The following is a 19,067-nucleotide window of genomic DNA, read 5'->3' as shown; positions in this document are numbered from 1 at the left end:
CACCTGGACGATCACGATTTCCCGACGAACTCCCGTGACCGCCCACCTACCGTGCGTGATGGACGCTACGGTCAGAGTGTGCGGTGGGAACGTCCATCTCGCAACAAGAACGAACTGAACTATCGCAGTTTGTTTCTTTGATCTTGCAGGCGAGTCATCATAAAAGAACGTCAAGGAGGACAAAGTGACCTCGCGGCGAAGCCCCACCGTCCGCAAGCGCCGTCTGGCCGCCGAGCTGCGCCGTCTACGCAAGGAGGCCGGGCTCACCCGAGAGCAGGTGGCGGAGCGCATCGGCTGCGCACCCGTCACGATCACTCGGATCGAGAACGCGCAGAGCGGCGCACGCGTCGGCGAGGTCACCCTGATGCTGGAGGCTTACGGCATCACGGGCGAGGAGCGCGAGGCCCTCCTCCAGGTCGCCAAAGACGCCCGAAAGCGCGGCTGGTGGCACCAATACTCCAGCACCATCCCGGAGTGGTTCCGGATCTACCTCGGGCTCGAAGACGAAGCCTCCGAGTTGTTGATCTACGAATCAGAACACATACCAGGGATATTGCAGACCGAGGAATATATCCGCGCGGTGATGTCGTCCGGCTTGCGATCGTTGCCCGAAGAGGAGGTTGAACGCAGAGTCGCGTTGCGACTTAAGAGGCAGGAGCGAATTCTAGGTGATGAAGCTCCCAAAATGTGGGCCGTCCTCAACGAGGCAGTGATCCACAGGCTGGTAGGCGGGCGCGAGGTCATGACCAGGCAACTGAGCCACTTGCTCGAACTGTCCAAGTTGGACCATATCAACATAGTGATCTTGCCCTTCTCAGCCGGAGCCCATCCCGCAATGGATGGAGCTTGCAATCTCCTGCGCTTTCCCGAGCCCATGGATCCGGATATCGTATATATCCAATACCGGCGAGGGATCGTCTATCTCGAAGATCCCTCAGATGTGGAGGAGTACGTCGACCTGTTCGATCAGCTGCGCTCCAGAGCACTTGGTCCAGCAGAGTCGATCGCGTTGATCACCGGGCTGACCAAGCCGCTCAGTAGCGCACCAACGAGGATCGGGAAGTGATCATGACGGGCGTGCGATGGCGCAAGAGCAGTTACAGCGGCGAACAAGGCATCTGCGTCGAGATTGGCGCTTGGCGCGTGAGCAGCCACAGCGCTGATGTCGGCAATTGTGTCGAGGTTCGTCCATGGCACACGAGCAGCCACAGCACTCAGCAGGGGAATTGCGTGGAGGTGGCGGTGGGTGAGCGGGTTGTGCTGGCTCGGGACTCCAAGGACCCTGACGGGGGTGTGCTCGGGTTCGGGGCGGGGGCCTGGGCTTCGTTCGTCGGCGCGGTGAAGAGCGGGCGGCTCGACCTGCGCCGCTGAGACGCGTCCAGCGGGGCGAGTCTGCTGCGGGACGCGTCTCTCAGGACGTCCAGGCGCGGAGTTTTTCGGGGTTGCGTATCACCCAGATTCGCTTGATGCGGTCTTCGGCGATCTGGAAGGCGAAGACCGTCACCGTGGCGCCGTCCTGCTGGGCTGTCAGACCTGGCTGGCCGTTGACCGTGTGTTCTTGGAACGTCATGGTGCTGGGGCGGCGGTGGGCGATCTCGATCCAGGCTTGGGCGATCTGCTCGGCGCCTTCGAGGGGGTGCGAGAAGGTCGTGGCGAGGCCGCCGCCGTCGGCGATCGCCCTCGCGTCGGGGTCGAGTAGGCCGATGAGAGCGTTGATGTCCTTGGCTTCCCATGCCTGCTTGAAGGTTCGCACGATGCCGGCGCGCTCGGACGAGGAGGTCGCGGACGGCTGGGCGGCCCGGACGCGGCGGCGGGCCGAGGAGGCGAGCTGGCGGCAGGCCGCCGGGGTCCGGCCGACGATCTCGGCCACCTCGGCGAAGCTGTGGCAGAAGACGTCGTGCAGGACGAACGCGACGCGCTCGGCCGGGGTCATCGATTCGAGGACGACCAGCAGGGCCAGGTCGACCGACTCGTCCAGGGTGATCCGGTCGGCCGGGTCGAGGGCGTTGACGGGGCGTCCGCTGAGCCAGTCCGTGCGGTCGGGTAGCGGTTCGGGGAGCCAGTCGCCTACGTAGGTCTCGCGGCGGGCCCGTGCCGAGCCGAGCTGGTTGAGGCAGATGCGGGAGGAGACCGTTGTCAGCCAGGCGCCGGGCGATTCGATGGCGTCCTGCTGCGGCCGGGACATGGCGTACCAGCGGGCGTAGGTCTCCTGGACGGCGTCCTCGGCCTCCGTCAGGGAGCCCAGGAGCCGGTACGCGACGTTGATCAGCCGGCGGCGCTCGCCCATGACCGCGTCCAGGTCCGGATCGGGACGGCCGGGTCCTGGCTCGCATCGGGTGGTCATGCTGGTCACGGCTCCCTTGGTCGCATCTCTCACCATCTCGACAAGGCAGGGCGCCGGAATGTGAGGTCGATGGCCCCGCCTCACATCCCGGAGGGCTGTGTTGTCGAACACGGTGGAGACGACCAACCAGTGAACAGGGGCTGAGGCATCATGACCACCCAGGCGACGTCGTTCGGCGAGCCGGTGTCCGCGCAGCGGTTGGAGGGGGCGGCCGCCGCGTTGACCGCGCATGGTTTCACCGTGGAGGTCCTTGACGACATGGCCGCCGCGCGGGCTCGTGTGCGGGAGCTCATCCCGGACGGGGCCAGCGTGTTCACCGGGGCCAGCGAGACGCTGCGGCTGTCGGGCATCGATGAGGACATCAACGGCGGCGGACGGTACGAGGCCGTCAAGCCGCGCGCCCTCGCCATGGACCGCGCCACCGAGGCAGATGGCATCCGGCGGCTGCTCGCCAGCCCGGACGTCAGCGTGGGAAGTGTCGCGGCGGTCACGGAGACCGGTTCGCTCGTGATCGCTTCGGGCAGCGGGAGCCAGTTGCCCGGCTACACGGGCGGCGCCGGTCGGGCGATCTGGGTCGTGGGCGCGCAGAAGGTGGTTCCTGATCTGGAGACCGCGCTGCGGCGGGTCGAGGAGCACTGCCTTCCGCTGGAGACCGCCCGCACCATGAAGGTCCACGGGTGGCCCAGCGCCGTGAACCGGCTTCTCATCCTCAATGCGGAGCATGTGCCCGGGCGCGGCACCGTCCTGCTGGTCCGGGAGGCCGCCGGGTTCTGATCCAAGCTATGCACTCAGTGTATGTATTGAGTGTATAGTCCTTCTCGTGTCCACTCCGCAGATCCTGCTCGCCTTGCTCGCCGAGCGGCCCAAGCACGGTTACGAGCTCAAGCGCGAGCACGACCAGCGGCTCCCCGGCGCCAAGCCGCTGCCGTACGGCCAGGTGTACTCGACGCTGGCGCGGCTGGAGCGGGACGGGTTCGTGGCGGTCGCCGATGTCGTCCAGGAGGGCGGTCCCGAGCGCACGCTCTACCGGCTGACCTCGGACGGCAGCGAGAGGTTGCGGACGTGGCTCGCCGAGACGGAACCGCCCGCGCCCTACGTCGGGGCCGCCCTGTTCGCCCGGGTGATCATGGCTCTGGTGGCCGGCGGTGACGCGCGTGCCGCTCTGGACCGGCAGCGCGCCGCGCACCTGGAGCGGATGCGCGAGCTCAACCGCGCCAAGACGGTCCCCGGGGCGTCCGCCGCCGAGGTCCTGGCCGCCGAGTTCGCCCTGTACCACCTGGACGCGGACCTGCGCTGGATGGAGCTGGCCGTGCGCCGCCTGACCGACCTGACCGAGGAGATGAGCCGATGAGCCCCCTGTTAAGAGCGTCCGGTGTCAGCAAGGCCTTCGGCCGGACGCGGGCGCTGCGCGACGCGTCCGTGACGATCGGCGCCGGCGAGGTCGTGGCGGTCTCCGGTCCGAGCGGCGCGGGCAAGAGCACGCTGCTGCACTGCCTGGCCGGGATCCTCGTCCCCGACGCGGGCGAGGTCCACTACGGCGCGACCCGGCTGGACGAACTGGACGAGAACGCCCGCACCCGCCTGCGGCGCGAGGCGTTCGGCATCGTCTTCCAGTTCGGCGGGCTGGTGCCGGAGCTGACCGCCGCGGAGAACGTGGCGGTCCCGCTGATGTTCGGCGGCCTGAGCCGCGCGAAGGCGGCCGAGGCCGCGCGGGAGTGGCTGGAGCGGCTCGGCGCGGGCGACTGCGCGCCGCTGCGGCCCGGCGAGCTGTCCGGCGGCCAGGTCCAGCGGGTCGCCGTCGCCCGCGCGCTGGCCCACGGTCCCGAGGTGGTGTTCGCCGACGAGCCCACCGGCGCCCTCGACAGCGTCGCGGGCGAGGAGGTGCTCGGCTCGCTGCTCGCGGAGGCCCGGGGGCGCGGGACCGCCGTGGTCCTGGTCACCCACGACAACCGGGTCGCCGCGTACGCCGACCGCGAGATCGTCGTGCGGGACGGCGTCGCGGCCGAGAGCCCGGCGGTGACCCGGTGACCGGGAGCGGGTTCCGCGTCCTGCTCCCCGTCGCCGCGATGCTGGCGCGCGGCGCGTCCCGTCCCGAGCGGCGCCGGCGTCCGCTGCTGGTGGGCTGCTCCGCGCTGGCCACCTTCTTCCTGCTCGGCGCGGTGAACCAGCTGCTGATCCGGGGAACGACGGTGACCCAGTGGGCGGGCCTGGTCAGCGAGGAGGACCTGCGGCCGGGCACCGCGCTGGGGCTGGCGCTGCTCGTCGTCCCGGTGCTGGCGCTGCTGCACCAGGCGGGACGCGTGACGCAGGCCGCGCGGGAGCGGCGCCTCGCCGCGCTGCGGCTGGCCGGTGCCACGCCGGGGGACGTCCGGCTGCTCGGCGCCGTCGAGGCCGTGCGCGCCGGCACGGCCGGCGCGGTCATCGGGAGCCTGGGCTACGTGGCCGCGCAGCGGATCGCGATGGCCGTCCTCCACGTGCACGACACCGGGCGGTACGCCGTCCCGCTCTGGCCGATCCCGCTCGTGGTCGCCGTGGTGGTGGCCGCCGCGGTGGTGACCAGCCTGCGGGTGTCCCGCCGGGTCGTCGTCTCGCCGGTGCGCGTCACCCGCCGCGCGTCCCGTCCGGCCCCGGCCGCCGTCACGCTGATCCTGCTCCCGCTCGGGGTGCTGGTCATGGTCGTCGGCGGCCAGACGCAGGATGTCGACAAGGTCGGTGTGCCGCTCTTCTACCTCGGCGGCGCGCTCACCGCCGTCGGCGTCGCGGCCGGCGCCGGCCGCCTGATCCTGGCATCGGCCCGCCTGGCCGGCCGCTGGGCGCGCACTCCCGAGACCCTGCTGGCCGCCCGCGCCCTGGAGGCCGATCCGCGGGCCGCGAGCCGCACCATGGCCGTCGTCGGTCTCGTGGTCGCGGGCGGCACCGGCAGCGCCGTCATCGAGTGGGACGTGCTCCAGCAGGCCGCCGTGGACCACGCGGGCGTCGACCTGTTCTGGCTGGTCAGCATCGGTTCGACCTGGCTCGGGCTGCTGTTCGCCCTGCTCGTGGCGGTCACCGCCCTGGTGGTGCACCAGGCCGAGGTGCTGCTGGAGGACGGCCGGTCGACCGCCGCGCTGGCCGCGGCCGGGGTGCCGGTGGCGGCCCTGCGCCGGACGGCCCTGCGCCGGACGATCATCGCGGCGACCCCGGTGTGCGCCGCCGCCGCTCTGGCCACGGCCGTCGGCATGGCAGCGGGCCTCTACACGAGCGCGAGCTGGGGGCTGGCCGCCTGGATGGCGGCACGGGCCCTGCTCATGGTCGCCGTCGCCATCGCCTCCGCGTCCGCGGTGACCCTGGTGTCGAACCGCTTCCTCACCCGGGCCGCGGCACCCGACCGGCTGCGCGCCGAGTGACCCCGGTTCTGAGGGGTCAGGCTTCGACGGGGAGGGCGGCCCACGGCTCCTTGCGGGGGGCGGCTTCGCGGCCTTCGGGGCAGTGGCGGGCGAAGTCGCACCAGGCGCACAGGTTGCCCGGACGGGGCGGGAACAGCTCGTCCCACGGGGCGTGGTCGACGGCGGCTCCCTCGGCGCGGCGGGGCGCCGGGACGCGCGCGCGGTAGGCGTCGTCGGCCGCGGACGCCTCGGCGGCGATGGCCTCCGCGCGGCGGATGTGGCGCTGAAGGGACTCGTCAGTGTGCTCCCAGACGGCGACCTCGCCGGACGGGAGGTGGTGCAGTTCGACGCGGTGGCAGGGGCGGCGCAGCACGCGGGACGCCGCCACCGCGTAGATGGCGAGGGCCAGGGAGCCGCGCGCGTCGTCGGAGGTGAGGACGTGCCGACCGGTCTTGTAGTCGACGACGACGAGCTCGGCGCCGCGGGCGTCCAGGCGGTCGATGCGGCCGGACACGGCGATCGCGTCGGTGCGGGTGGCGACCGTGCGCTCAACGCCGATCGGCTCGTCGGACGGGTCGAGCCCGGCGGCGTAGCGCTCGACCATCTCCCGGGCCCGCTCGCGCCACTCCGCCGACTGCGCCTCGTCGCGGAAGCCCTCGGTGAGCCAGCCGCGGACGAGCAGCGTGCCCGCGGCGGCGGGGGTGCGCTCGGGCTCGGGCAGCTTCCACCAGCCCGCGAGCGCGTTGTGGACGCTGGCGCCGACGCTGTTGTGCGCCCACGGCGGGCCCTTCGGCGGCATCGGCCGGTCCAGGTAGGTCATCCGGTACCGGCGGGGGCAGTCGAGCCAGGTGTTCAGGCGGGACGGCGTGCAGGGGTACAGGCGCCGGGGCATGCCCTCGAAGCCCAGCTGCTCAGCGCCCACGGCCCGCGTCCCCGTCCCGGCCCCGGACGGGACCCGTCGATCCGCTCAGTCGTCGGTCTCCTGCGCGAGAGCGCCCCAGGTCTCCCAGCGGGCGTCCTCCTCGCCGACCGTCGTCTCCTCGCCCTGGCCGGGCAGAACCCGCAGCTCCTTCGGCAGCGGGGTCAGCAGCGCGCCGATCGAGTTGAGCTGCTTGCGCAGGTCCTCGTAGACGCCGCCGATCGAGCCGGGACGGCCGCGGTGCAGCGTGTCGCCGGAGAACAGCACGCCGAGCTGCTCGCTGATGACGCAGACGCTGCCGGGCGTGTGGCCGGGCGTGTGCACGACCTCCAGCTGCGCCTCGCCGATCTCGAAGATCCCGCCGTCCTCCAGCCAGATGTCGGGTTCGAGGGCGCGCAGCGCCTTGGCGTCGTCCTCGTCGTCCTCCTCCTTGGCGAGGCGGCCGAAGTAGTCGCGCCACAGCAGCCGGTCGGCGCGGTGCAGGGCGATCGGGGCCCAGTTCTCCTCGTCCTCCTCGCCGGCGGCGGCGACCTCCAGCACCACTTCGAGGTGGTGCTCGTTGCCGTCGGTGAGCAGGACGGCCATGACCTCGCGTTCGCCGACCTCCTTGAGGATGGCCTCGGCGTCGTAGGCCGGGTCGATCACGATGACCTCGTCGTCGTCGCCGACGATGTAGGTGTTGCTCTCGACGTCGTACTCGGTGTCGTCCAGGGTCAGCTTCCCCGACGTCACCACCTGTTCGATGCGCGCGTCCACGCCACGAACCCTACCGTGCTTTGCGGGCGCCCTCGGGGCGGTCGCAGATCATGCCGGTCAGCGCCGCGTAGGCGTCCGGCGCGGTGGTCTCGGCGCCGAGGCGGTCGCCGGTGAGGGCGCCGTGGTCGTCGCTGGACCCGGTCGGGACGAGCCGCAGCGCGGCGGCGACGTCGCGGAGGCGGGCGCGGTCGGCGGCGGCGTGGTCGGGGTGGTCGACCTCGACGCCGGCGAGTCCCGCGGCGGCCAGCTCCTCGACGACCGCGTCGGCGAAGAGGTAGCCGCGGCGCCGCGCGCGGGGGTGCGCCAGCACGCAGACGCCGCCCGCCGCGCGGACGAGCGCGATCGCCCGCGCGGGCTCCAGCGCGTACCGGTCGGCGTAGGCGCGGCCTCCCTGGCCGATCCACCGGGACGAGAACGCCTCGTCGGGCGTCCGGACGGCGCCCGCGTCGACCATGGCGCGCGCGATGTGGGGGCGCCCGACGGCCTCGCCCCGCGCGAGCGCGCGGACCGCCTCCCACGTCACGTCCACGCCGAGCTCCTGGAGGCGGGACACCATGGTGCGGGCCCTGGTCACCCGGTCGTCGCGGATCCGGGCCAGCTCGGCGGCGAGCTCCGGCTCGCCGGGGTCGAAGAGGTAGCCGAGCATGTGCAGGCTGCGGCCCTCGTACCGGCACGACAGCTCGATGCCCGGGACGAGGGTCAGGCCGTCCGGGAGCGCGGCGGTGGCGGCGTCCCAGCCGGCGACGGTGTCGTGGTCGGTGAGCGCGAGGACGTCCACGCCGTTCTCCCGGGCCCTCCGGACGACCTCGGCGGGCGGGCGGGTGCCGTCGGACGCGTCGCTGTGGCTGTGGAGGTCGATCCGCATGCCCCACTACTACCAGGGGCCGCGGAGCGGGCGCCCTACTCGTCCAGGCGGGGGCTGTGGGCGCCGAACGGCAGGTCCACGTTCATGCCGGGTTCGCGCAGGTCGAGAAGGCTCTGGTGTTCGAGCATGAGCACCCCGGCCTCCGCGGGCCACAGCACCGCCCACAGCCAGTTGCCCATCGCCTCGCCGACGTAGACGGCCCGGTCGGGCCGGGCGCCCACCGCCCACAGGGACACCGAGTGGACGCAGGTCGCGGCGGGACCGCTGACGTCCAGCTTGACGTGCGGCGGGCTGTCGTCGAATCCCTCGCCGGGGTCGGTGCCCTCCAGCCCGGCGTAGTGGCAGCCGAGGCCGATGCCGGGCTCCTCGGCGATCACGACCATGTCGGCGGGGCCGCTGAGCAGGCCGGGACCCGACACGGCGACGGCGACGGCGCGCGCGCCGCTGCGGTCGTCGCCCACGGTCGTGAAGCCGGTGACCAGCCAGCTGAGCGGGAGCGGCCAGGGCGTCCAGACGGGCACGCGCGCGTCGCGGACGGTCGCGGCGAGGCCTTCCGGGCCGGGACGCCTGGACGGCTGCCTCGGAAGTACGGCGCCGTGCACGCCGCAGCTCCAGTCGCTCGACCAGAGGCTCGGCGCGCGGACAGGACCCGCGCAGCGCGGGCATGTGGGCTCCGCCCTCATGAGTAACCACCTTGCGGGGCGGCGGCCCGCCGCGTCAAGTTCCGGCAGGTGGGCGGCCAGGAAAAGAGCGACAAAATGGGAGCATGCGAGTGCGATGCGTCGGAGGGATCGTCCGGGACGGGACCGGGCGGCTGCTGCTGGTGCGGCGCGGTCGTCCGCCGGGCGAGGGCCTGTGGTCGGTCCCCGGCGGCCGCGTCGAGCCGGGCGAGGACGACGCCGCGGCGGTCGCGCGGGAGCTGAAGGAGGAGACCGGCCTGGACGTGGTCGTCGGCGCGCTCGTCGGCTCCGTGGACCGGCCCGGCCCCGGCGGCGTCACCTACGAGATCCACGACTACGCGGCGGACGTCACCGGAGGCGCGCTTCAGGCGGGGGACGACGCGTCCGACGTGCGCTGGGTCTCCCCCGCCGATCTCCGCGCCCTGCCCGTGACGCCGGGGCTCATCGAGGCTCTGGCGGGCTGGGAGGTCCTGCCTCCGAGCCGGTGAAACCCGCCTGCGAGCCGGTGAAACCCGCCTGCGAGCCGGTGAAACCCGCCTGCGAGCCGGTGAGACCCGCCTGGGCGCCGGCGGGTGCGTGCGGCGCGACAGCCGCGTGGGTCGTGTCCGGGGCCAGATCGTCGTGCGGGCCCGTCCCGCTCCCCTGGCCGGGCTCCCCTTCGGGACCGGCCGTGACGGTCTGGATCCGCTTGCGCCGCACCAGCCAGACCACGACCGCCGCGTACAGCGCCATGGGGACGACGTCCGCCAGGACGTACTGCCACGGCACCCCGCCCTGCTCGATGTCGAGCTTGCCGACCGCCGCCGGGCCGAGGAACGCCATGAGGTTGTTGAAGACGTGCAGGGCGATGCCCGCCTCCAGGCCGCCGCTGCGGACGGCCAGCCACGCCGCGAGCGCGCCGAAGAAGAAGATGTCGGCCATCCCCCAGCCGGTGTAGCCGTGCCCGGCCGTGAACAGCGCGGAACCCACGACGATCCCGGGCCAGGGGGTGCGGAAGACGACGCTGAGGGCGCGGCCAACCCGTCCCTTGAGGGTCTCCAGCGTGCAGGCGCCCACGGCCTGGAGGAGCCAGCCGCGGAAGACGTACTCCTCGGCGGCCGCCTGGAACGGCACCAGCAGGATGATCACGAGCGCGGGCGCGACGAAGCGGCTCCAGCCGACCCAGTGCTCGTCGGAGCCGGAGTCGTCGTGCACGAGCGTGCTCGCCAGGATCGACGACCCGTAGGACACGACGCAGAACAGGATCGCCAGCCCGCAGCAGGTCAGCAGCCACCGCCAGCGGAGCCGGCCCGCGACCGAGGACAGCGTGCCGGGGCGGCGCCGCTGGATCCCCCACGCCGCCAGCAGCGTGAACGGCAGGAACACCGCCAGCGAGGCCAGGTTGAACGCCAGGTCGGCGGTCGCGTCACCGAAGATCGAGTCGTCCGAGCCGGACGTGTCGGGCGCCTCCCCGGTCACCGCGACCCTGATGACCATCCCGACGAGCATCAGCACCAGCGCCGACCCGAACCCGACGGCCGCGACCGCGATGGTCCCGACGAGCGGCCGCCACCAGCGGTGCGCCGCCGTCCGGGCCATCCGGTGGAACGGGGTCCCGGGCGGCGCCGGCACCGGCCACGGCACCTTCACCGGCGGCTGCCCGTACCCCGCGTACCCGGCATACGGCGGCGGATACGCGGCAGGCGGATATCCGGCCGCCGCCTGGTAGCCGGCCGCCGGGTGACCGGCCGCCGGGTGACCGTAAGGCTGGTGCCCTCCGTACGGTCCCGGCTGGCCGCCGTACGGCTGCCCTTGGCCCGCGTACGAGCTCGGTGGGCCTCCGTACGGCTGCTCTTGGCTCCCGTAGGGCGGCTGCTGCCCTGCGTACGGCTGCCCTTGGCCTCCGTATGTTCCGTGCGGGTCGGGCCAGCCTCCGTACGCGTTCTCCGAGGTCCCGTTCTGGCCCCGGTACGGGTCCGGGGCGGGCGGACGCTCTCCGGACACGCTGGGATCGAGCGGCGCCCAACCGTGCGCGTCCCCCGGTTCCGTCACCTGTGACCCCTCCCGCACGCCGCCGCGCCCGCGGCGGCTCTATGTGGGACGAATCGTACGGCCCGTCAGTGCCCGGACGGGTCGAAGCGCGTCGTGCGGCTCATTCCCGCGGCGCGTCCCTTGGCGGCGACCACGAGCGCCATCTTCCGGGACGCCTCGTCGATCATCTCGTCGCCGAGCCGCGCGGCGCCGCGTCCCTCGACGCTCACGGAGTGCTCGTAGGCGTCGAGGATCAGCTCGGCGCGGTCGTAGTCCTCCTGGGACGGCGAGAACACCTCGTTCCCCGCCTCGATCTGCGACGGGTGCAGCACCCACTTGCCGTCGAAGCCCAGCGCGGCCGAGCGCCGGGCGACGCGGGTGAACGCCTCGACGTCCCGGACGTTGAAGTACGGGCCGTCCACGGCCTGGAGGCCGTGGGCGCGGGCGGCCATGAGGATCCGCATGAGGATGTAGTGGTAGGCGTCGCCCTCGGTGTAGCCGGGCGGCTGCTCGCCGACGACGAGGGTCCGCATGTTGATCGAGGCCATCAGGTCGCCGGGGCCGAGGACGAGCGCCTCCAGCCGCGGCGAGGACGCGGCGATCGCGTCGATCTCCACCATGCCGCGGGCGTCCTCGATCTGCGCCTCGATGGCGATGCGGCCCGGCTCGAACCCCATCGCGCGCTCGATCTGGGTGAGGAGCCGGTCGAGCCACTGGACGTGCGAGGCGTCCCGCGCCTTGGGCAGCATGACGGCGTCGAGGTTCGCCCCGGCGCCCTCCACGACCTCGATGACGTCCCGGTAGGCCCACGGGGTGTCGAGGTCGTTGACGCGCACGACGCGGGTCTTCCCGTCCCAGCCGCCCTCGTTGAGCGCGGCGACGACCGTGGCCCGCGCGCTCTCCTTCGCCGACGGCGCCACCGCGTCCTCCAGGTCGAGGAAGAACTCGTCGGCGGGCAGGTCCCGCGCCTTCTCGATGAAGCGGGGGTTGCTGCCGGGGACCGCGAGGGTGGTACGTCGAGAGCGCATGCGCCGGATGCTATCGAGGGCGGTGTGAGACGCTGCGTGCATGGGTGAGCCTGCGGAACGCGCCTCGGACCTGGCGCTGGTGGAGGAGGCGGCCAAGAAGTCGGGGCTGCTGTGGCTGGACCTGCCCGGGCTGCCCCAGCCCCGGGCCGCCTGGCACATCTGGCACGAGGGCTCGGCTTACGTCTTGACGGGCGGTGAGGGCGAGCAGCCGCTGCCGGGGCTGCCGGACGCGGACCGGGTGACGGTGATCGTCCGCAGCAAGGACAAGGGCGGCCGGCTCGTGGCGTTCGTCGCCGCGTGCGCGCTGGTGGAGCCGGGTACGGAGACGTGGGACGCCGTCGTGCCGCAGCTGGCGAAGGAGCGGCTCAACGCGTCCGCGCGCGAGGACCGGGTCGGGCACTGGGCGGCCGAGTCGTGGGTCGTCCGGCTCACGCCGACCGGCGAGATCGTCGAGGCGCCCGGGCGGTATCCCGACGGGTACGCCACGGTGCGGCCGGTGCCGACCCCCGCGACGACCGCGGGCCCGCCGCCGCGCATGTTCGGCGGCAAGCGCCGCCGCATCGACCGCTAGCCGACGGACCGGCCGCCGCACCACATCAGCAGGCGCTGCATCGGCACGCGCTGCATCGGCAGGCGGCGCCTGGCAGGCCGCGCTACATCGGCAGGTGCCGGCCCGCCGCGACGGCGTGGAGCTTGTCCGGGTTGGCGACGAGGTGGACGGCCGTCACGCGTCCGTGCTCGTCCGCGGTCGCGGTGAGCGTGGTGATCGGGCCGTCCGGTCCGTCCACGATGATGGCCGGCTCGCCGTTGAGGGAGGCGTGCCGCAGCCGCATATCGGCGGGGGCGGCGCCCGCGTAGGCGAGGCCCTGGACCGCGAGGAGCCAGCGGCCGACCTTGTCCGCGCCGTGGATCGCGCGCAGGGCCGCGCGGATCTTGCCGCCGCCGTCCGACCACAGCGTGACGTCCGGCGCGAGGACCTCCATGAGCCGGTTGATGTCGCCGCCGAGGACCGCTTCGAGGAACCGCTCGGTCGCGGCCCGCCGCTCCGCGATGTCCGCCGTGAAGCGGGGCCGCCGGGCCTGGACGCGCTTGCGGGCGCGGGCGCCGAGCTGCCGGACCGACGCCTCGGACCGGTCCAGGGCCCGCCCGATCTCGGCGTAGGGGTAGCTGAACACCTCCCTGAGGACAAACACGGCGCGTTCGAGCGGGCTCAGCGTCTCCAGGACGACGAGGATCGCCATCGACACCGACTCCGCCAGCTCGGCGTCCTCGGCGACGTCCGGGGAGGTCAGCATGGGTTCGGGCAGCCACGGGCCCACGTAGGTCTCGCGGCGGGTCCGCGCGGTCCGCAGCCGGTCGAGCGCGACGTTGGTGATGATCCGGACGAGGTAGGCGCGGGGGTCGGCGACCTTCGCGCGGTCCGCCGTGGACCAGCGCAGCCAGGCGTCCTGGACGGCGTCCTCCGCGTCGGTGGCGGTGCCGAGCATCCGGTAGGCCACCGCGAACAGCAGGTCGCGGTGCTCCTCGAACGGCCCTTCGGGGGGCTGCCCGGGAGGCTCGGAGGGCACCCGGGAAGGGGGATGCTCGCCGTCACTCATGATCGTCCCCCCTGCCTCGCGGACCCCGCGTCCACCAGGCGTCTCCTCGCTCCCCAAGGTTCCATCACCCGGTCCCCTCCCCAGGACGCTACGCGCCGGACAGGAGTGACATGTCCGGATTGCGAGGTGCGCCGCAGCGGCGCACCTCGCGCCGCCCGTACCCGGATGAGCTGCATGATCACGGGTAATGTCCCCCGCATGACCGGAGCCCCGACCCGAGTGTTCATCGCCCGCCTGGCCGGGATCGCGGTGTTCGACCCCGCCGGCGACCAGGTCGGCCGCGTCCGCGACATCGTGGTGGCGCTGCGCCTCGGCCCCCGCCCGCCGCGCGTCCTCGGCCTCGTCGTCGAGGTGGTGCGGCGCCGGCCGGTGTTCCTGCCGATCACCCGCGTCACCGTGATCGAGGCGGACGCGATCATCTTCGACGGCCGGCTGAACATGCGCCGCTTCGAGCAGCGCGCGTCCGAGACGCTCGTCATCGCCGAGATGCTGGACCGGACGGTCCGGCTCCGCGAGTCCGGCGAGCGCGTCATGGTCGTGGACGTCGCCATGGAGCCGACCCGGACCCGCGACTGGCTGCTCAGCAAGGTCGCCGTCCGGCGCACCGGCGGGCGCGGCCGCGGGCTGCGGCGCCGCGGCGAGAGCCTCGTCGTGGACTGGGACGCGGTGCAGGGCTTCTCCGCCGTCGAGCACGGCCAGGGCGCCGCCGGGCTGATCGCCGCGTTCGAGCGGATGAAGCCCGCCGACCTCGCCAACATCGTCCACGAGCTGCCGGAGAAGCGCCGCACCGAGGTCGCCATGGCCCTCGACGACGAGCGGCTCGCCGACGTCCTGGAGGAGCTGCCCGAGGACGACCAGATCGAGATCCTCGGCAAGCTGGAGGCGGACCGCGCCGCCGACGTCCTGGAGGCCATGGGCCCCGACGACGCCGCCGACCTGCTCGGCGAGCTGCCCACCGAGCAGCGCGAGCGGCTGCTGACGCTGATGGAGCCGCGGGAGGCGGCGCCGGTCCGGCGGCTGCTGACCTACCCGGACTACTCCGCGGGCGGGCTGATGACCACCGACCCGGTGATCGTCCCGCCGGACGCCACGGTCGCCGAGGCGCTCGCGCAGATCCGCAACCCCGATCTCAACCCCGCGCTGGCCGCGCAGGTGTACGTGTGCCGGCCGCCGACGGCCACCCCCACCGGCCACTACCTCGGCACGGTGCACTTCCAGCGGCTGCTGCGCGAGCCGCCGCCGACACTGGTCAGCGGCATCGTGGACACCGAGCTCGAACCGCTGCGGCCGACGATGTCGCTGGAGTCGGTCGCGATGTTCCTCGCCACCTACAACCTGGTCGCCGGGGCCGTCGTCGACGACAACGGCCACCTGCTCGGCTCGGTGACCATCGACGACGTGCTCGACCACCTGCTGCCCGCGGACTGGCGCGAGACCGTGATGGACGCGGGCGCCGAGGCGGGCGGCGGCGCGGGCACCGATCCGGAGGAAGAGGCCCTCCGGGGCATCGAGGGGACCTCATGACGACACGGCTGGACCAACCGCGCGAGATCCGCCGCACCCTGGTGCCGCGGCCCCACTACGACCCCGAGTCCTTCGGGCGGCTCTCCGAGCGGATCGCTAGGTTCCTCGGCACCGCCCGGTTCCTCGTGTACATGACGGTGTTCGTGGCCGTCTGGATCGGCTGGAACCTGGCCGCGCCTGCGGCCATGCGGTTCGACCCGTACCCGTTCATCTTCCTGACGCTGATGCTGTCGCTCCAGGCGTCCTACGCCGCCCCGCTGATCCTGCTCGCCCAGAACCGGCAGGACGACCGCGACCGCGTCCAGTACGAGCGGGACCGGGCCGGCAGCGAGCGGAGCATGGCCGACACCGAGTACCTCACCCGGGAGATCGCCGGGCTCCGGCTGGCCCTCAACGACGTCGTCACCCGCGACTTCCTGCGCTCGGAGCTCCAGCAGATTCTCAAGGAGCTGGATCCCAAGGACCAGCACTCGACGCTGAGCTGACGTTCCCTGGACGTCCACCCTATGTGATCGAGGTCACATCCCGGGCGGGCTCGTCGGCCAGCTTGTCGAGGATGTGCCCGAACGTGCGCAGGTCCTCGTCGTCGAGCCTGCTCAGCACGTAGTCGCGGACGCCCTGCCGGTACGCGGGCGCCGCCTCGTCCAGGCGGTCGCGGCCGGCCGGGGTCAGCACCGCGTACAGCCCTCGCGCGTCGCTCGTGCACGACTCGCGGACGACGAGCCCCTCCCGCTGGAGGCGGTCCACGAGCCGGGTCAGGCCGCTGCGGGACAGCAGCACCCGGTCGGCCAGGTCGTTCATGCGGAGCCGGCCTCCGGGCGCCTCGCCGAGGTGCATCAGCACGTCGTAGGAGCCGAGCGCGAGGTCGTGGCCGGCCAGCAGGTCGGCCTGGAGGCGGCGCGAGATCCGCACCTGGGCGCGCAGCATCGTGCGCCAGACGGTCAGCTCGGCCGTGGAGACGGCGCTGGGCGGCGGGGTCACGCCCCGATCGTACGGGCGGCCGCGACTCCCTGTGACGACGGACACCCTGATGACGGCCACCTGATTGGCGGGCACGGTCGCGGAGTTCATACCATGGACGCATGTCCCTCCAGCTGACGACCGAGCAGGTGACCGCGGCGCTCGCCACGGTGAACGATCCTGAGATCCGCAAGCCCATCACCGAGCTCGACATGGTCAAGTCCGTCGACATCGCGTCCGACGGCTCCGTCCGCGTCGGCGTCTACCTGACCGTGGCGGGGTGTCCGATGAAGGACACCCTGACCAGGAGCGTCACCGAGGCGGTGTCCCGGCTCGACGGGGTCACCGCCGTGCAGGTCGAGCTGGACGTGATGAGCGAGGAGCAGCGCAAGGCGCTCCAGACCAAGCTGCGCGGCGGGGAGCCCGCCAAGGAGATCCCCTTCGCCAAGCCGAACTCGCTGACCAAGGTCTACGCCGTCGCGAGCGGCAAGGGCGGAGTCGGCAAGTCCTCCGTCACCGTGAACCTCGCCGCGGCGCTCGCCGCGCAGGGCCGCAAGGTCGGCGTCGTCGACGCCGACATCTACGGCCACTCCGTGCCGCGGATGCTGGGCGTCGACACCGCGCCCACCAAGGTCGCCGACATGATCATGCCGCCGACCGCGCACGACGTGAAGGTCATCTCGGTGGGCATGTTCACCGCCGGGAACCAGCCGGTCGTATGGCGCGGCCCGATGCTGCACCGCGCCCTCCAGCAGTTCCTCGCGGACGTGTACTGGGGCGACCTCGACATCCTCCTCATGGACCTGCCGCCCGGCACCGGCGACATCGCGATCTCCGTCGCGCAGCTGCTGCCGTCCGCGGAGATCCTCGTGGTCACCACGCCGCAGCAGGCGGCCGCCGAGGTCGCCGAGCGGGCCGGCGCCATCGCCGCGCAGACGCACCAGCAGGTCGTCGGCGTGATCGAGAACATGTCCTACCTGACCTGCGCGCACTGCGGCGAGCGGCAGGACGTCTTCGGCTCCGGCGGCGGCGAGACCGTGGCCGCCGCCCTCACCCAGACGCTCGGCACCCGGGTGCCGCTGCTCGGCCAGGTCCAGATCGACCCGCGGCTCCGCGAGGGCGGCGACAACGGCGTCCCGCTGGTGCTGGCCGACCCGGACGCGGGCGCCGCCAAGGAACTCCGCACCATCGCCGACAAGCTCGCCGGCCGCAGCCGCGGCCTCGCCGGAATGTCCCTCGGGATCTCGCCGAAGCGCCGGTAGTTTTATTGCAACGCCCTTGGCGTCACGCGCCGAGTCGACGGCCTGCCCCGCTAGCTCGCGGCGGGTCGTCGACGGGGCGTCAGGTGGCCTCGGTGTCGAAGGGGGGGCGGCCGATGTCCTCGGCGGCGGCCGTGGTCGCGTAGGACGGCTCGTCGTCGAAGAGGCGGCCGTTGCTCGCGTAGCCGTCGTCCGGGTCGTCCAGGAGGTGCTTGCGGACGAACGTCTTCGGGTTCAGGTCGGCGATGTCGAAGTCCTTGAACTCCGGGCCGAGCCCTTCCTGGAGATCCGCCTTGGCGGAGTTGGCCATCTCGCGGAACTGCCGCAGCATCCGGCCCGCCTGCCCGGCGACCTGGGGCAGCCGGTCGCCGAAGATGACCAGCGCGAGGACGACGAGAACCGCCATCTCACCGAGTCCGACGTCGAACAACCCGTCCTCCACAAGCCAGCAGGGACCGGCCCTGCGCGGACCGGTCCCCCCAGCGTATCCCCAGCCCGGATGAACCGGACCTTAACATCGGCCCCTGGGAGCATCGGCGCCCCGGGGCCGTCCGAACGATCAGTCAGAGCCGAGCGTGACCTCGACCGTGGCCTCCTTGCCCGACCGCTGGTAGGTCACCTTGACCTTGTCGCCGGGCGCCCGGCTGCGGATCTGCGCGATCAGGTCGGTGGCGTCCTCGATCGGCTTGCCGTCGAGCTGCGTGATCACGTCGCCGGCCTTGAGGCCCGCCTTGTCGGCCGGGCCGCCCTTGGTCACCGGCTCCTGCCCGTTGACGGGCTGCTGCATGATCCGCGCGCCGCCCTGCTGGTAGCGGGGGTCGGGGTACACGCCGAGCTTGGCCTGCTTCACCGAGCCGGTCCGGATGATCTCCTCGGCGACCCGCTTGCCCTGGTTGATCGGGATCGCGAAGCCGAGGCCGATGCTGCCGCTCTGGCCCTCGCCGCCGAGGCTCTGCCCGCCGAGCGTGGCGATGGCGGTGTTGATGCCGATCACGCGGCCCTTCGCGTCCACCAGCGGCCCGCCCGAGTTGCCCGGGTTGATCGCCGCGTCGGTCTGGATCGCGTTGAGGTAGGACGCGTCCGAGCCGCCCTCGCCCTGGGTGGGCACCGCGCGGTTGAGGGAGCTGACGATCCCGGTCGTCACCGAGCCCTGGAGGCCGAGCGGCGAGCCGATCGCGATCACCGGGTCGCCGACCGCGATCGCGCTGGAGTCGCCGACCTGGAGCGGGGGCAGCGAGTGCTGGCCCTCCGGCTTCAGGACCGCGACGTCCGAGCTGGCGTCGGCGCCCTTGACGGTGGCGGGCAGCGTCTTCTTGTCGTTGAAGACGATCTGGATCTGGCCGCCGCCGGCGCCCGCGACGACGTGGTTGTTCGTGATGACGTAGCCGCCGTTGACGATGAAGCCGGTGCCGCCGACCTCGCCCTGCGAGGACTGCACCCGGATCATCACCACGCCCGGCAGCACGCGCTGCGCGACGCCCGCCACCGAGTCCGGCGGGCGGCTCTGCACCTTGGTGTCGCCGCTGTCGCTCCCGCCGAGGCTCACCGCGCCGCCGTCGTCGTCGCCGCCGGTCGCGATGACCCCGATCCCGGCGCCGACGGCACCGGCGACGAGCGCCACGATCAGCGCGACGACGGCCAGCAGGCCGAGCCCCGGACCGCCGCCGGACGAGGACGGCAGCGCCGGAACGGGGGCCCAGTTCGGGCCGCCGCCGGGCGGCGGGCCGCCGAACGCGCCCATCGGACGCGGGCCGCCGGG

Annotated in this window: 22 protein-coding genes; 11 read left to right on the top strand and 11 right to left on the bottom strand. The window is 72.8% G+C overall.

Features of this window, described 5'->3' with window-relative positions; genetic code table 11:
• Window positions 1-184: 184 nt before the first annotated feature.
• Complete coding sequence (locus E1300_RS27770; RefSeq protein WP_131760028.1) at window positions 185-1,066, top strand: helix-turn-helix domain-containing protein; 882 nt, start codon at window positions 185-187, stop codon at window positions 1,064-1,066.
• Between the two features lie 2 nt (window positions 1,067-1,068).
• The gene (locus E1300_RS27765) at window positions 1,069-1,371 is read left to right on the top strand and encodes a DUF397 domain-containing protein (protein ID WP_131760041.1); all 303 of its coding nucleotides are present in this window, start codon (window positions 1,069-1,071) and stop codon (window positions 1,369-1,371) included.
• A 40-nt stretch (window positions 1,372-1,411) separates the two neighbouring features.
• On the opposite strand, the gene sigJ is transcribed toward E1300_RS27765, so the two are convergent.
• Entirely contained in the window at window positions 1,412-2,344 is a 933-nt protein-coding gene (gene sigJ / locus E1300_RS27760; protein WP_131760027.1) for an RNA polymerase sigma factor SigJ, read from the bottom strand.
• Between the two features lie 150 nt (window positions 2,345-2,494).
• Here sigJ and E1300_RS27755 point away from each other — a divergent pair, with 150 nt between their 5' ends.
• The 4 genes from E1300_RS27755 to E1300_RS27740 are packed head-to-tail and all read left to right on the top strand — an operon-like array spanning window position 2,495 to window position 5,730.
• Window positions 2,495-3,118, top strand: a complete 624-nt coding sequence (locus tag E1300_RS27755; protein ID WP_131760026.1) for an LUD domain-containing protein — start codon at window positions 2,495-2,497, stop codon at window positions 3,116-3,118.
• A gap of 46 nt (window positions 3,119-3,164) precedes the next feature.
• On the top strand, window positions 3,165-3,695 hold the full coding sequence (locus tag E1300_RS27750) for a PadR family transcriptional regulator (protein WP_131760025.1): 531 nt from the start codon (window positions 3,165-3,167) through the stop codon (window positions 3,693-3,695).
• Complete coding sequence (locus tag E1300_RS27745) at window positions 3,692-4,372, top strand: ABC transporter ATP-binding protein (RefSeq protein ID WP_131760024.1); 681 nt, start codon at window positions 3,692-3,694, stop codon at window positions 4,370-4,372. The genes E1300_RS27750 and E1300_RS27745 overlap by 4 nt, the downstream gene beginning before the upstream one ends.
• A complete protein-coding gene (locus E1300_RS27740; protein WP_131760023.1) occupies window positions 4,369-5,730 on the top strand; it encodes an FtsX-like permease family protein in 1,362 nt (453 codons plus the stop codon). Before E1300_RS27745 ends, E1300_RS27740 begins: the two co-directional genes overlap by 4 nt.
• Before the next feature lie 16 nt (window positions 5,731-5,746).
• Here E1300_RS27740 and E1300_RS27735 read toward each other — a convergent pair whose 3' ends face one another.
• The 4 genes from E1300_RS27735 to E1300_RS27720 are packed head-to-tail and all read right to left on the bottom strand — an operon-like array spanning window position 5,747 to window position 8,932.
• Entirely contained in the window at window positions 5,747-6,631 is an 885-nt protein-coding gene (locus E1300_RS27735; protein ID WP_242619431.1) for a RecB family exonuclease, read from the bottom strand.
• Between the two features lie 45 nt (window positions 6,632-6,676).
• On the bottom strand, window positions 6,677-7,384 hold the full coding sequence (locus E1300_RS27730) for an MBL fold metallo-hydrolase (RefSeq protein ID WP_131760022.1): 708 nt from the start codon (window positions 7,382-7,384) through the stop codon (window positions 6,677-6,679).
• A gap of 10 nt (window positions 7,385-7,394) precedes the next feature.
• Window positions 7,395-8,249, bottom strand: coding sequence for a PHP domain-containing protein (locus E1300_RS27725; RefSeq protein WP_131760021.1), 855 nt, complete (start codon window positions 8,247-8,249; stop codon window positions 7,395-7,397).
• Window positions 8,250-8,284: 35 nt separating this feature from the next.
• Window positions 8,285-8,932, bottom strand: coding sequence for a DUF6758 family protein (locus E1300_RS27720; protein ID WP_131760020.1), 648 nt, complete (start codon window positions 8,930-8,932; stop codon window positions 8,285-8,287).
• A gap of 83 nt (window positions 8,933-9,015) precedes the next feature.
• Between E1300_RS27720 and E1300_RS27715 the strand changes: the two genes are divergently transcribed.
• Window positions 9,016-9,417: an NUDIX hydrolase gene (locus E1300_RS27715; RefSeq protein ID WP_131760019.1), complete on the top strand. Its 402-nt coding sequence runs from the start codon at window positions 9,016-9,018 to the stop codon at window positions 9,415-9,417.
• Here E1300_RS27715 and E1300_RS27710 read toward each other — a convergent pair.
• Both E1300_RS27710 and E1300_RS27705 read right to left on the bottom strand, forming a co-directional pair.
• The gene (locus tag E1300_RS27710) at window positions 9,371-10,540 is read right to left on the bottom strand and encodes a CPBP family intramembrane glutamic endopeptidase (protein ID WP_131760018.1); all 1,170 of its coding nucleotides are present in this window, start codon (window positions 10,538-10,540) and stop codon (window positions 9,371-9,373) included. The genes E1300_RS27715 and E1300_RS27710 overlap by 47 nt on opposite strands.
• 485 nt (window positions 10,541-11,025) lie before the next feature.
• Window positions 11,026-11,967 (bottom strand): HpcH/HpaI aldolase/citrate lyase family protein, encoded by a 942-nt coding sequence (locus E1300_RS27705; RefSeq protein WP_207399986.1) that lies wholly within the window; start codon window positions 11,965-11,967, stop codon window positions 11,026-11,028.
• Window positions 11,968-12,007: 40 nt separating this feature from the next.
• Here E1300_RS27705 and E1300_RS27700 point away from each other — a divergent pair, with 40 nt between their 5' ends.
• Window positions 12,008-12,538: a hypothetical protein gene (locus E1300_RS27700; RefSeq protein WP_131760017.1), complete on the top strand. Its 531-nt coding sequence runs from the start codon at window positions 12,008-12,010 to the stop codon at window positions 12,536-12,538.
• Between the two features lie 82 nt (window positions 12,539-12,620).
• Here the strand turns inward: E1300_RS27700 and E1300_RS27695 are convergent, their stop codons facing one another.
• Window positions 12,621-13,565, bottom strand: a complete 945-nt coding sequence (locus E1300_RS27695; protein ID WP_131760016.1) for an RNA polymerase sigma-70 factor — start codon at window positions 13,563-13,565, stop codon at window positions 12,621-12,623.
• 198 nt (window positions 13,566-13,763) lie between these two features.
• Here E1300_RS27695 and E1300_RS27690 point away from each other — a divergent pair, with 198 nt between their 5' ends.
• Both E1300_RS27690 and E1300_RS27685 read left to right on the top strand, forming a co-directional pair.
• Window positions 13,764-15,089 carry a magnesium transporter MgtE N-terminal domain-containing protein gene (locus E1300_RS27690; protein ID WP_242619430.1) on the top strand — a complete coding sequence of 442 codons (1,326 nt, stop codon included), beginning with the start codon at window positions 13,764-13,766 and terminating at the stop codon, window positions 15,087-15,089.
• The gene (locus tag E1300_RS27685; protein WP_131760014.1) at window positions 15,086-15,574 is read left to right on the top strand and encodes a DUF1003 domain-containing protein; all 489 of its coding nucleotides are present in this window, start codon (window positions 15,086-15,088) and stop codon (window positions 15,572-15,574) included. Before E1300_RS27690 ends, E1300_RS27685 begins: the two co-directional genes overlap by 4 nt.
• Window positions 15,575-15,593: 19 nt before the next feature.
• Here the strand turns inward: E1300_RS27685 and E1300_RS27680 are convergent, their stop codons facing one another.
• Window positions 15,594-16,070, bottom strand: a complete 477-nt coding sequence (locus E1300_RS27680) for a MarR family winged helix-turn-helix transcriptional regulator (protein ID WP_242619429.1) — start codon at window positions 16,068-16,070, stop codon at window positions 15,594-15,596.
• Window positions 16,071-16,171: 101 nt separating this feature from the next.
• Between E1300_RS27680 and E1300_RS27675 the strand changes: the two genes are divergently transcribed.
• Window positions 16,172-17,311 carry an Mrp/NBP35 family ATP-binding protein gene (locus E1300_RS27675; RefSeq protein ID WP_131760012.1) on the top strand — a complete coding sequence of 380 codons (1,140 nt, stop codon included), beginning with the start codon at window positions 16,172-16,174 and terminating at the stop codon, window positions 17,309-17,311.
• A 79-nt stretch (window positions 17,312-17,390) separates the two neighbouring features.
• On the opposite strand, the gene E1300_RS27670 is transcribed toward E1300_RS27675, so the two are convergent.
• Both E1300_RS27670 and E1300_RS27665 read right to left on the bottom strand, forming a co-directional pair.
• Window positions 17,391-17,738 (bottom strand): sec-independent translocase, encoded by a 348-nt coding sequence (locus E1300_RS27670; RefSeq protein ID WP_131760011.1) that lies wholly within the window; start codon window positions 17,736-17,738, stop codon window positions 17,391-17,393.
• Window positions 17,739-17,867: 129 nt separating this feature from the next.
• The coding region (locus E1300_RS27665; RefSeq protein ID WP_131760010.1) for a S1C family serine protease at window positions 17,868-19,067 on the bottom strand (1,200 nt) is incomplete at its 5' end.

Source organism: Actinomadura fibrosa (assembly GCF_900659615.1).
Lineage (GTDB): Bacteria > Actinomycetota > Actinomycetes > Streptosporangiales > Streptosporangiaceae > Spirillospora > Spirillospora fibrosa.
The sequence above is the reverse complement of the archived record's forward strand: the minus strand, read 5'-3'. Positions and strand labels throughout refer to the sequence as shown.